Annotated in this window: 14 protein-coding genes; all 14 read right to left on the reverse strand. The window is 40.4% G+C overall.

Features of this window, described 5'->3' with window-relative positions:
• Window positions 1-35 precede the first annotated feature (35 nt).
• The 14 genes from acrA to CPRO_RS10590 all read right to left on the reverse strand — a co-directional run bounded on the left by acrA (window position 36) and on the right by CPRO_RS10590 (window position 12,890).
• Complete coding sequence (gene acrA / locus CPRO_RS10525; protein WP_066051465.1) at window positions 36-1,139, reverse strand: acryloyl-CoA reductase electron transfer subunit beta; 1,104 nt, start codon at window positions 1,137-1,139, stop codon at window positions 36-38.
• Between the two features lie 21 nt (window positions 1,140-1,160).
• A complete protein-coding gene (gene acrB, locus CPRO_RS10530) occupies window positions 1,161-1,964 on the reverse strand; it encodes an acryloyl-CoA reductase electron transfer subunit gamma (protein WP_066051468.1) in 804 nt (267 codons plus the stop codon).
• A gap of 15 nt (window positions 1,965-1,979) precedes the next feature.
• On the reverse strand, window positions 1,980-3,125 hold the full coding sequence (gene acrC / locus CPRO_RS10535) for an acryloyl-CoA reductase (protein ID WP_066051471.1): 1,146 nt from the start codon (window positions 3,123-3,125) through the stop codon (window positions 1,980-1,982).
• Window positions 3,126-3,459: 334 nt separating this feature from the next.
• A complete protein-coding gene (gene gspM / locus CPRO_RS10540) occupies window positions 3,460-4,017 on the reverse strand; it encodes a type II secretion system protein GspM (RefSeq protein ID WP_066051474.1) in 558 nt (185 codons plus the stop codon).
• Complete coding sequence (locus CPRO_RS10545; protein WP_066051477.1) at window positions 4,014-4,619, reverse strand: hypothetical protein; 606 nt, start codon at window positions 4,617-4,619, stop codon at window positions 4,014-4,016. The genes gspM and CPRO_RS10545 overlap by 4 nt, the downstream gene beginning before the upstream one ends.
• A 12-nt stretch (window positions 4,620-4,631) precedes the next feature.
• Complete coding sequence (pilM, locus tag CPRO_RS10550) at window positions 4,632-5,627, reverse strand: pilus assembly protein PilM (protein ID WP_066051480.1); 996 nt, start codon at window positions 5,625-5,627, stop codon at window positions 4,632-4,634.
• Between the two features lie 114 nt (window positions 5,628-5,741).
• Window positions 5,742-6,557, reverse strand: coding sequence for a prepilin peptidase (locus CPRO_RS10555; RefSeq protein WP_082754331.1), 816 nt, complete (start codon window positions 6,555-6,557; stop codon window positions 5,742-5,744).
• Between the two features lie 116 nt (window positions 6,558-6,673).
• Window positions 6,674-7,078, reverse strand: coding sequence for a type II secretion system protein (locus tag CPRO_RS10560; RefSeq protein ID WP_066051482.1), 405 nt, complete (start codon window positions 7,076-7,078; stop codon window positions 6,674-6,676).
• A 192-nt stretch (window positions 7,079-7,270) separates the two neighbouring features.
• Window positions 7,271-8,467, reverse strand: coding sequence for a type II secretion system F family protein (locus CPRO_RS10565; RefSeq protein WP_066051485.1), 1,197 nt, complete (start codon window positions 8,465-8,467; stop codon window positions 7,271-7,273).
• Between the two features lie 35 nt (window positions 8,468-8,502).
• Window positions 8,503-9,549, reverse strand: a complete 1,047-nt coding sequence (locus tag CPRO_RS10570) for a type IV pilus twitching motility protein PilT (RefSeq protein ID WP_066051488.1) — start codon at window positions 9,547-9,549, stop codon at window positions 8,503-8,505.
• The gene (locus CPRO_RS10575) at window positions 9,539-11,257 is read right to left on the reverse strand and encodes a GspE/PulE family protein (RefSeq protein ID WP_066051491.1); all 1,719 of its coding nucleotides are present in this window, start codon (window positions 11,255-11,257) and stop codon (window positions 9,539-9,541) included. Before CPRO_RS10575 ends, CPRO_RS10570 begins: the two co-directional genes overlap by 11 nt.
• Window positions 11,258-11,288: 31 nt before the next feature.
• Entirely contained in the window at window positions 11,289-11,807 is a 519-nt protein-coding gene (locus CPRO_RS10580; RefSeq protein WP_066051494.1) for a type II secretion system protein, read from the reverse strand.
• Between the two features lies 1 nt (window position 11,808).
• The gene (locus CPRO_RS10585; protein WP_066051497.1) at window positions 11,809-12,117 is read right to left on the reverse strand and encodes a type IV pilus modification PilV family protein; all 309 of its coding nucleotides are present in this window, start codon (window positions 12,115-12,117) and stop codon (window positions 11,809-11,811) included.
• The gene (locus CPRO_RS10590; protein ID WP_066051500.1) at window positions 12,114-12,890 is read right to left on the reverse strand and encodes a hypothetical protein; all 777 of its coding nucleotides are present in this window, start codon (window positions 12,888-12,890) and stop codon (window positions 12,114-12,116) included. Before CPRO_RS10590 ends, CPRO_RS10585 begins: the two co-directional genes overlap by 4 nt.
• Between the last annotated feature and the right edge of the window lie 18 nt (window positions 12,891-12,908).

The raw sequence follows: 12,908 nt of genomic DNA on the forward strand, positions 1-12,908 counted from the left end.
GGTCAATTAAAAGCTTACGAATTATGATTCATGACTCAAGCATTTTTACCTTCCTTAATTGCATCAATCATCATTGGTACAATTTTAAACAAATCCCCTGTTATACCATAATCAGCACAATCGAAAATAGGAGCAGTCTCGTCTTTATTTACCGCAATAATCAACTCTGAATCCTGCATACCTGCCTTATGCTGAATGGCGCCGGAAATACCAAGGGCAACATATACCTTAGGATGCACGGTTTTTCCCGTCTGCCCAACCTGATGATCCGCAGGGAGCCAACCGGAATCAATAACCGCACGAGAACCGCCAACAACACCATTCCCAAACGCATCGGCAAGCTTTTCTGCTAGGGCAATGCCCCCTTGCACATCCTTGCTGATTCCACGTCCAACAGAAACAATAATTTCGGCGCCGATTAAATCAACAATTTTTTTAGTTTCTTTCACAATATTGATTACTTTCGTCTTTAAGTCCTCATCAGATAAATTTACATGGCGTGTAACAACCTGACAAGCCTGAGCCATTTCCTGGCTAAACTCTGCTTTTTTCATAACCCCGGGTCTTACAGTAGACATACAAGGGCGGAATCTAGGGCAAATGATAGTTGCCATCAAATGTCCGCCAAAGGCAGGACGGGTCATTTTTAAATTTGTGTCCTCCATAGGAAAGGTCATGGATGATATATCCAATGTTGAGGAGGTGGAAAGAAAGTCCACATATTTGTTCATATCAATATCCAAATGGGTACAATCTGCTGTTAAACCCGTATGTAAGCGTGCTGCACATCTGGGGCCTAAATCACGGCCAATATTTGTTGCACCAATCAAAATAACCTCGGGTTTCTCCTCCATAACCACATCACAAAGTACCTTGGCATAAGCATCTGTGGTATAAAATTTTAATTCGGGATGGTCGCAAACAATCACTTTATCTGCACCATATCCACCTAGCTCTTTTGCAATCTCTTCTACCTCATGTCCTAATAAAATACCAACCAATTTTGAGCCCCGCTCATCAGCGAGCTTTCTTCCTTCTGAAATCAGCTCAAAATCTGTATTAATAAGCTTGCCTTCTCTCTGTTCGCAAAATACCCAAATATCTCGAAACGAATTTATATCAGCACTGTTAAAAGCCATACTCAGCCCATCTCCCTTCGGTTAAATGACATGCTTCTGCATCAATTTGTCCACCAAATCTTCAACTTTTTCTTTGTCTGTTCCTTGAAGCATAACGCCTACACCCTTTTGTGGCGGCGTAAAGGATTTAAATATATTTGTAGGAGAACCTTTCAGACCGATCGTATCCAATTCGATTAGGGGTTCATCCTTAAGGGCTTCATAATCTAATACCAAAAGAGGCTTGCTATAGCATTCCATAATTCCATTCAAAGTCATATAGCGTGGTTTTACAGCCTTATCCTGAATGCAAGTAATCAAGCAGGGTGTTTCCACCTCTATCATCATATATCCATCTTCCAGCATGCGCTTTACCAAAACCAAATCTCCGCTTTTTTTAATCCCTGCCCCATAAGTCACCTGAGGAATGCTTAATTTTTCTGCAATTTGCGGTCCTACCTGTGCTGTATCTCCATCAATTGCCTGCCTACCGCAAAAAATCATATCCTCATTGGAAAGCCCTAATTTATGTATCGCCGCCGATATAATTTGAGAGGTTGCGAAGGTATCGGAACCACCGAACTCTCTGGCGGAAATTAAAACGCCATCATCTGCGCCCATTGCGATAATTTCCCGCAACATTCCCTCCGCAGGAGGTGGCCCCATGGTAAGGGCTGTAACTTGACAGCCTGTTTCATCCTTCAACTTTAAGGCCTGCTCAATGGCACTCATATCATCGGGATTAATAATAGCCGCCATAGATGCACGGTTTAAGGTTCCATCGGGGTTTACAGCAACCTTTCCCGATGTATCCGGAACTTGTTTTACACAAACATAAATTCTCATGGTTAACACTCCTCCTTATCTTTTCATTACCTCTCTGGCGATTACAACCTTATGTATTTCCGAAGTGCCTTCATAGATTTCCGTAATCTTTGCATCACGGTACATGCGCTCTAAAGGATAATCCTTCATATATCCATATCCACCATGAATTTGCAATGCCAAGTTGGTAACAAAACGTGCATTTTCCGAAGCATTCAGTTTACACATTGCCGACTCCTTAGTGAAAGGCTTGCCTGCATCCTCTAAGTATGCCGCGAACTCAACCAGTGCTCTTGCAGCAGCCGTTTTTGTTGCCATGTCCGCAATATACCACTGAATCCCTTGCAAATTGGCAATGGGCTTTCCAAACTGAATGCGTTCATGAACATATTTCACAGATAAATCAATGGCTCCCTCTGCAATACCAATTGCCTGAGCACCAACGCCAATTCTGGCTCCATCCAAGGCCTCCATTGCAATTTTAAAACCTTTGCCCTCCTTGCCAAGAAGATTTGCGGCAGGTACACGGCAATCTTCAAAAATAAGCTCCGCAGTTTCTGACCCTGCAATGCCCATTTTGGATTCCACTTTACCAATGCTAAAACCCGGTGTTCCCTTCTCCACAATGATTGCTGACATCCCTTTTAATCCTTTTTTGGGTTCCGTCAGCGCAAATATCACAAGCACGCCTGCTCTTCCGCCACCGGAGATAAAGCATTTCGTTCCATTCAAAACATACTCATTTGTTTGAGAATCAAGGATGGCTGTTGTTTTTACCGCACCAGCATCAGATCCAGCATTGGGTTCCGTTAGGGCAAAAGCACCAAGCTCTCCCCCTTTTGTCAAACGAGGAAGATATGTTTCCTTTTGTTCCTTTGTGCCATATTTATAGATAGCCTGAGGTGCTATCAAATGAATGGATAGGATAGACGCAGAAGCCATACATTTTTTACCGAATTCCGAAACTGCTATAACCTTTTCCAATGTACCGCCGCCGGAACCGCCAAATTCCTTAGGAATTCCAATCCCTGTCAGCCCGATTTCTGCCATCTTTTTAAAATTCTCGGCAGGAAAAACATGCTCACGATCAATTTCTTCTGCAACGGGCTCCAATTCTATTTCCGCAAATTGGCGTGCAAGCTTTTTCAACATTTCTTGTTCTCTCGTTAATGAAAAATCCATTCTTTTCATCCTCTCTTTCTTGATTTTCAATAGAAACATTGCATGATGTATTTTGGCTCATATGCTTTCCTTCCAAAAAAGTTGATCCAATCCTTCCCTTTTAATCGTCATATTTTAGTTATAGCCCATACAATCACTGGAATGTCAATATGTCTCTTCAATTAATAATTTCAATTTATAGGGTTCTTTTTTCAAAACCTTCCCTTATGGCAAGGTATTTCCTTTTAATGTAAATAGTAGAATTTGACAACCATGCTCTCAAAAAAACAGGCAATAAAAAAAGCAGGCAATTACGCCTGCTTTTTTAAATTACTTTGGATTTTTCAAATGGTTGTTATTTACCCTTCTTTTCAATAAAAATTACTGTCATGGTAACCTTAACAGGATGATTTACAATATCAGCATCTTGATATTCCATATTATCAACACTGATATTATCAATTACACATTTAAAGGGACTCGTGTATATTTTGTCAATAATTGCTCGGGCGGCAGAATAGTTTGCGCAGTCAAACTCCACATCTATCGGTCTGTACAGCAAGCCATTCTCCTCTGTTGTCGGCGAAAAGGACAGCTTATAATCCGTTGAACTACTTAGAAAAGCATCCATTTGCCTCATCACATTTTCCAAGTTATTATAATTGGGAATTACCGTCTTAAATCCATTGGAGGAAGAGGCTTCCTCAATTTTTTCCTGCATCTCTTTTATTTTCTTCATCTTCGCCATTTCCAGCATAATATCATCCTGCACCGAAGCCGCTTTTTCGTTTGCGGCGGAGATACGATTGATAGAAGGAAGAGCAACTGTAAAGTAATATAACGCTGAAAATAGAATCAAAACCAAAATGACCAGCAATACTTTCTCACGCTTTGTAAAAGACTTAAACATCATTGTCCCTCGCCTCCTTCCTCTTTGGAAACCACCTTGGTTTCATCCACAGCAAGGATAATGGTCATTGTTGCAGTGGTAAGGGAACCGCTTTCACCATCGGTACTGGCAGTATAAATTTGCACGTTAGAGACAAAACTATTTTTCATGATATCTGTATAAATACTAGAAACCTGATTTAAGGTTACCCCTGAGATTCTGACAGTAATAATATCATCCATTACGTTAAAGGATTCCACCTTCGCCATAGAGATTAAATACTGATTCACAATTTCTAACCGTTGGGACAAGGTTGCAATTACAGGTGAAGTGATGCTTAAAGACACGCTTTCGTTATATTCCTTCAAAACATCATCATAAATAGAATTTGCTTCTTTCATTTGATCCAATTGCACCTGTGCCTGCTGTGCACTCGCTTCTGCCTGATTTACAGAATGACGCAAATCCAAAACTCCCAATTTTAAAAAGCCCAAAACACAAATAAGTATAAAAATTCCTATGGGCAGCATTGATTTTCTATCTACACTTTTTGCTTCCCGAACCGCAAAGTTAATACTAATTTTGGTCGGGTATTTCACTCCAATTTTTTTATCCAATATCCCCAAACAGCTCACCCCCTATTGCAAAGTCGCTCCAATTGCTCCACAAATCAATTCCAAGTTCTCATCCTGCCCATTTTCAGGCATCAATTCAGCAATACTATGACAGCGCACTTCCAATGTTGAGCGAATCATTTCCATCAGCGGCGTAACCTTTGCCAATCCTCCACAAAAATAAACGTCCTTTAATTCGCTGTTGGGATTATTATAATTATAGAAATTTATAGAACGGAATATTTCAACAATCATCTTTCCATAAAGCTCCTTGCAAGCCTCTGCTTCTTGCACATTATTGTAATTTTTCATTTTATAAGAAGAAGCAATATGTACATCCACATCCAACTCTTCGGCAATCACAGAATCCACGGCACCGCCGCCATACTCAATTACCCTAGTGGTTTCGTAAACGCTCCCCTTATATAAATGCACCCGTACACCGGAATGCCCCAAATCTACAATGCAGTAAGCATCGGGGTGGTTTTCATTTTTATTTTCGTAGTCACGAATGATATTGCCAAACGCACAAGCATCCGGTAATGCAATTTTTAGCTTAAAACCAGCCAAATGCAATATTTTTGTATACTTCTCAATCAATTCATTTTTCACTGCCGCTATCAGCAGTTCCAAGGAGCGTATCTCCCCTTCTTCATCCATTTCCTGACCAACGACGGCATAATCATAATAATATTCCTCTCGATCAGCATGAATATAATCTCGGAACTCATAGGGAAGGTTTAACCTTAATTGATCTGTGCTCATATAAGGCATACTGGTTCTGCGTAAATAGCAGACCTCCAAAGGCAGAACAACAACTGCATTGCGGTTTTTCATTTGATTGGCTTTCGCCATTGTTTTTAAAATATCTGCCAGAGCCTCAAAGGACAAAATGTATCCATCCCGCACCAGATTATCCGGCGTAATTTCCGTTGCCGTTTTCACTGCCTTTCCATCGACAATCTGTATCATTTTGATACTGCTCTCCCCAATTTGTATTCCTGTATATCCTTTGGACATTATAACCCTCCCCTGTGTCTTACATAAACGCTTTTCCTATGTATCAAACTTTATCGGTACTCTAAAAATATATAAAATCCAAGCTGTTCCAAAACCAGCCGGTCATATTCAAACTTAAAATAACCCCAAATAAAATTGCAATATGGGCTGGCCAAAAAAAACGCAAGTCATTGCCGCCATTGCAATGGAAGGGCCAAAGGGAAATGCCATGGGGTTTTCTTCATCCTCCACACGAATATTTTGAAAAATCAGTGTGAATAATATTCCAAAAACACAAGACAGCAAAACCAGAAGTACATTAACCTGTATGCTGAAATAAAGCCCCACTATAAAATACAGCTTAATATCTCCGCCACCCATGCTTTCCTTATGCAAAAAATGATCCATCACAAGGGAAAGAATCAAAATAGGGGCAGAAATAGCCAATCCAGCAAGCGCTCCTTTCAGGAGCTTTAAAAAGATAATATCACCTTTTAAGCAAGTAAACAAAACAAAATTAAGAATTCCTGCAATAATCAGACCATCAGGAATGATTCCTGTTTCCAAATCCACAAGGGCAATTGCCATAAGAATCAAACCTAAAACCATAAACATCAAAGTATCTAAACTTAAGCCGAATTTCCAAACCAAGGTAACAAAAACCAGAGCAGTCAAAAGCTCCGTGGCAGGGTAGCGCATGGAAATCTTCTCTTTACAACAACGGCTTTTTCCCTTTTGCATCAAATAAGACACAATAGGTATTAACTCAAAAGGGGTTAGGGTATGTCCACAAACGGGACAATGGCTTCTTCCACGGACAAAGTCCTCGCCGTGGGCAATGCGCCACGCAACACAGTTGATAAAACTCCCCATTATGGAGCCAATGAAAAAAGTTAAAATAAACATGTATGCTAATATGTAAGTATCTTGAAAACTGTTTAATGGAAGCATAAGCACTTCTCCTGTTTATCCAAAACCCTCGATAGAACTGCAACCCGCCACAGTTCTATCGGAATGAAGGTAGAAATTGGGATATATCTAGTATATCATTTAACTATTATTAAATATCAACCACCTGTGGTAGGTGTGGTGGGAGGTGTGATGGATGCTGGTGGTGTTGGGAAAGTTACACTTGGGTAACCAGATTCATCCGCAGTTGTTCCATTTGGGTCGTATACAACTTTAAAATCCTCAGCCTTCGTTCCTGTAATTGTTACAGTTGAACCTGATAGTTTGCGTTCTGGCCCAGTATAGCTAGTTGGTAAAGGAGTATCTTCCGCCATGTTTTTAGTCAATGATTCTGCATACCATGCACGAACGTTTGCTAAGTCTGCGGCATATTCCGCTTTTTTCTTTGCTCCACTGAACGTAGGTATCGCAATTGCAACCAAGACAGCAATAATACCAATAACAATCAGCATTTCCATTAATGTAAAGCCTTTTTTATTTTTTCTTTTCAAAATTTTGTTCATATTATGTACCTCCTTAAATAGTCAATAAAAATATATTCTATGTGAGCGGGTTTCTCACAAATGAATAACAACTTAAATTCTAGGTTCTGCAACGCAGAAATCCACGTAGATTTATTTTAAATGCCCAACAGACTTTTGGCAACGATTGTAAAACAATTGCTTTGCGTTAATTTCTGGAAAGGCTTCCATTTTTTATATTCCTCCATACAGAGAGAACATTGGCGCATATACAGAAACAAGGATAAACAATACTACAACCGCCAAAACACAAATGATAATTGGCTCCAAAAGGGTTACCATTCTTGAGGTCTGGGTATCAATTTCACCATCATAAAATTCCCCTATGGTATCCAAGGTTGACTCAAGGGAACCTGTTTCTTCCCCCACGGCTGTCATTTCAACCAAAAGCTGGGGTAGTTCCGTTCGATTATGCAAGCTATCCCCAAGGCGTTTTCCTTCCTCAAGCATAGATACCGTGCCTTTTACTTGACTGCCAATATATTTGTTATCCATCACCTTCCCCGTAATGGAAACCGCCTCCACCACAGGCAAGCCTGCCCCAATCAATGTTGACATGGTGGCGGCAAATTGGGATGCCTGCTTTAACATGGCAAGCTTTCCAAAGATGGGAATTTTAAGCTTGAAATGCTCCAGCTTCAAACGATTGTCTTCCTTTTTTTCATATAATTTATATATAACCAGAACAAGAGCAATCAAAGCCACCAAGGCAAACCAATAATGTACAAAGAAATTAGATAAGCCAATTAACATCTTTGTAGGCAACGGGAGGTCAACTCCCAATTCTGCAAAGCTGTTTGTAAAAACAGGTACCGCCTTAACCATAATAATAATAATGACAAAAACCGCCACAATCATGGTAAATGCAGGATATACCATAGCATTTTTGACCTTCCCCTTCATTTTTGCAGTTTTATCAAAGTAGTCATGAAGCCGACGAAAGGAATGCTCCAAGGTTCCCGATTCCTCACCTGAGCGAATGGTTTCAATAAACGTAATAGGAAGGTTGGGGCCTTTGGTTTGAAAGCTTTTCGCCAAGCTTACCCCTGATGCAACATCCTTGGAAACCCCCTCCATTATGGTTTTCAGCTTTTTATTCTCTGTTTGTGCCGCAATCATTTCTACCGCACGAAGAATGGGAAGCCCCGCACCTACAATAACAGAAAGCTGGGAGCATAGAATTGCCAATGCTTTTTCATTGATTTTTCCTGCAACAGCATTTCCTTTTCCCATTTTTACTTCTGAAATACTTGTTACAATATCATGGTTTTCTTTAATTTTATTGATTGCTTCATATTCACTAAAAGCTTCTATGAAGCCTTCGATTTCCGCACCCTTTTTGGAAATCGCCTTATATTTATAAGTTAGCAATTACATCTCCCCTTTCCACTGATGGAAATTGTTTCTTATGTGATATTTCTTTTTACAAATTCCAAATTTTTTGCGGCAAACAAGGCTGTTCTGCTAGAAATCTTTTTATCACGATAAAGCTTGATGATTGCATTATCCATAGTAACAGAGCCTTTATCTGCCGTCGTCGAAATGACGTTGTCTATCTGAGGAGATTTTCCTTCTCGAATCAAATTTCTGATTGCAGGATTCACCAGCATAAATTCACATGCGGGAATCCGCCCGCTTCCATCCTTTTTGGGCAGAAGCTGTTGTGCCAAAACTGCCATAAGGGTTAATGAAAGCTGTAAACGAATCTGTTGTTGTCTAGCCTCTGGGAAGGAATCGACAATACGATCCACAACCTCTGCCGCAGAGCCGGTATGCAATGTGGTTAGCACCAAATGCCCTGTTTCCGCCGCTTTTAAGGCGGTTTCCATAGTAGTGGTATCTCGCATCTCACCAATCAAAATAACATCAGGATCTTCTCTTAAAACGGAACGAAGCCCTGATTCGTAGCTTTTTGTATCTCGCCCGATTTCCCTTTGGTTAAAAATACTCAAATCCGGCTCATAAATATATTCTATAGGGTCTTCCAATGTGATAACGTGACAATCCCTTGTATGATTAATACGATCAATCAGGGATGCAAGGGTGGTGGACTTACCTGAACCCGTTTGTCCTGTAACAATGACAATGCCACGCTTAAGCTCCGTTAGACTTTCTACCCCCTCTGGCAAGCCCAAACTTTCCAGCACTGGAATCTTATCATTCAAAAGTCGGATAACCACAGAGGTATGATCCTGCTGACGGAACAAATTGATACGGACACGAATCCCCTCAATGGTTCTTGCCAAGTCCATTTCTCCAACTTCCAAAAAATCTTCATACCGATATCTGGCTAATTCCATGGCATAATTATCGCAATCCTCATCATTTAAGATGAAATCGGCCATAGATTCTAACCGCCCATTGACACGGCATTTGGGTGGCAAGCCAAAAATCAAATGAATATCCGAAGCCTTCTTATCATTGGCATAAACAATTAGGTCATCAACTCTCATAAGCATAATCCTCTGAATTCGTTATTCTTTTTGCTTCATCAACGGTGGTTACACCTTCCAAAACCAATCTCCTGCAATTGTCTGCTAGGGATACAAACTTCTTATCACTTTGTATTATATCCGCTAATTCTTCTCTTTTTGCACCAGATGCCATGGCATTTTTCACTTTTCTATCCATAACCAAAATCTCAAACACTGCAACTCTTCCTCGATATCCCGTATTAAAGCACAACGGACAACCATCTCCATGATAAAACTTATGATTGATCTCTTGAGATAGACCAATGCTTGCCAATTCTTCCGAAGAAGGCGCATATTCCTTTCGACAATTAGGGCAGATTCTGCGTACAAGACGCTGGGAAACAACACCGTTTAGAGCACTTGAAATCAGATAAGGCTCAACACCAATATCTAAAAGACGATCCAGCGTGGCAATTGCGCTGTTGGTATGTATGGTTGAGAGCACCAAGTGACCTGTAATAGCGGCTCTCATGGCAATCTCAGCCGTTTCACCGTCACGAATTTCACCGACAGCAATAATATCCGGATCCTGTCGAAGAATTGCCCTTAAACCGCCGCTAAAGGTCATCCCTGTTTTTTCATTGATTTGAACCTGATTGATACCGGATATATTATACTCAACAGGGTCCTCAAGGGTAATCAGATTACTTTCAACCGTATTTAATTCTCGAATCATTGTATATAGGGTTGAAGATTTTCCTGAACCCGTTGGCCCGGCAATCAAAACTACGCCGCCGCCCTTTTGGTCAATCAGTTTCATATACTTTTCCAAATCTTCCCCTGTTAGACCAATTTTTGCTTTATCCAAAAGTTGCGTATTTTTATCCAGTAAACGGATAACAAACTTTTCACCATAAATGGTAGGCAAGGTAGACATACGCAAATCGATGTCCGCTTTTTTTACCTTAGCATTCGAACGACCGTCCTGAGGAATTCTGCGCTCCGTAATATCCATGCCCCCCATAATTTTCAGACGAGAAATCACAGAAGCCTGCAAATCCTTGGGCACTGTCATAACATGCCGTAGCAAGCCATCAATTCGCATTCTTACTCGAACCTCTTTTTCACTGGGCTCTATATGAATGTCACTGGCATGCTCCATCACCCCTCGTTCAATCAATGAATTCACCAAACGAATGGTTGGTGCGGATTGCTCATCATTATCAATGATATTGGACATAAAGGAATCCCCTAGAATGGCAACCACAGGAGCATCATCTATTTCCCGCTTCATCTCAGCAATTGCCCTAGCGGCGCCTTCATTCCCGTATAAAGAGGCAATGTTTCTTTGTATTGACTCCTCCGTTGCAATCATAGGAATAATACGCTTTTTGCTAACCGCTTTTACATCCTCCAATGCCATGAAGTTTAATGGGTCGCTCATTGCCACATATAAGGAATCTCCCTCCAGCTTCACCGGCACAAGACCGTAACTGTTGGCCAGTTTTTTGGGCACCAACTCTGAAAGGGAGCTAGGTATTGATATCACCGATAAGTCAATGGAATCAAGGCCTAATTGAAGCTTTAACGTTTCAATCAACTGTTCCTCGGAAATAATTCCTTCTTCAATCAATTCTTTTCCCAAGCGGTTCTTGGTCTTTTTTTGTTTTTTTAAAGCAATTTCAAGCTGTTCATCGGAAATGACTCCTGTTGAAGTCAGCATATCGCCCAATCTTTTAAACTTCATTTTATCCTTTGTCCCCCTCTTTGCGGTGTTACTATGCTATGCTTAATGTACGAAAAATAAAAGTATATTTTTTTCTCAAATTGCTATCGTCTTTACTTTGAATGACATAGCTTCCGGAAAAAACGCCATCTTTATAATTCAAGGTAAAGGAATCAATCTTCATAGACGTATAAGTTCCACCGTTTATCAATGCCACCAGTGGTGCATCATCTGCACCGTCCGCCTTTTCGTCTGTCAGATTTAAATAAAGCCAGCCTTTTTTCAGTACAAAATGCCCCTTTACAACACTATAGTTTTCATTGGTAATTTGAATCTTACCATCCTCCTCACTAACAGAGGAAGAAAACCGCAGAACATCAGATAGAGCAGTATCAATGGTAGCTGCCAGCACCTCCCCCTCAGAAACAAACAGGGATTTTTTATAAATACTTGCTGCCGCATTTACCGCAGTCGTAATTCCAATGGTTAGGATTGAAATAATCAATAAGGCTACCATAGATTCAAAAAGGGAGAATCCCCCTTTATTTAAGCATTTCTTGATTCCTTTCATATTAAGCTCCACCCTCCTTTGTTACAGCTACATAGGAGGTGAATCCCGATCTATCTCCATAATAATTCACATCATAGGTATAGGAAGTACCACCGCTTTGTATTGTCACTACTCCGATAGTAGGAGTCTCTCTTTTTTCCACCTTTTCCAAATCATTACGATATTTTTTATCTACTTTTTCAGCATTCAAATTTATTCTTGTTGAGGATGCGGTCACCTCTGCCAACAGCATGGCAGAAACTGTGAGAATTAAAATCGCCACCAAGGTTTCTAATAATGTTTCCCCTTTTTTACTATGTATCAATTTCAAGGGTACACCCCCTTTGAAACGGTTCCTGCATCATAAGCAATACGTGTATTAATAGTATAAACAGTAACATCATAGGTTTTTGGTACCCATACTTTTGATCTTATTCCATCATCATCAATTTCAATTTGCACTTCATGAGAATCAACATCAGGTTTAATAAGCACATCTGCCGAATCTTTATTCTGGGCGTTTACCCCCGCCTTAAAAGTTACGGTCATTGCATTGTTTACATCCGTGCTATCATTTAGTGTCAATGAACAGGTGAGTAAATAAGAATCTCGATCCAAGGACATTTTCAACTTCACATCTTTCATACCTGTGCCTTTTATCACAAATTCTTTGGTTATAACAGCAGATACCGGCTTGGGTGTTACATACTGGGTATGAGAAGTAAACGCCTCATACACCATGCCTTGTAATTCGGCCCGCAGCCTTGCCTCAACACCCTTATCATAGTCCATTTCCGTACAAAGCTCAGCTATATCACTATGCCTTTCAGGTCTAATTTGCAAAAGCTCCCCAAAACACTCATAGACTGTGTTTGTTTCCCAACCCTTATACTCTACCCCTCCGAAAATATTCCTGAGAAGATTTGACGCCGAGCCTACGGAGAGATACTCTTTCTGATTCTCATCCCTCTGGCGTATCTTATCAATATTTGCCGTAGCTGAGCTTAAAATGACCGAGGCAACCATAAAGCAAACAAAGAAAAGCATGAGTGCAAGCAAGATAGAGGCGCCTTTATTGCTATTTATTTTTTTATAGATTTTCATAAAAGCACCTCTTTGTCC

It is taken from the genome of Anaerotignum propionicum DSM 1682, assembly GCF_001561955.1.
Taxonomy (GTDB): domain Bacteria; phylum Bacillota; class Clostridia; order Lachnospirales; family Anaerotignaceae; genus Chakrabartyella; species Chakrabartyella propionicum.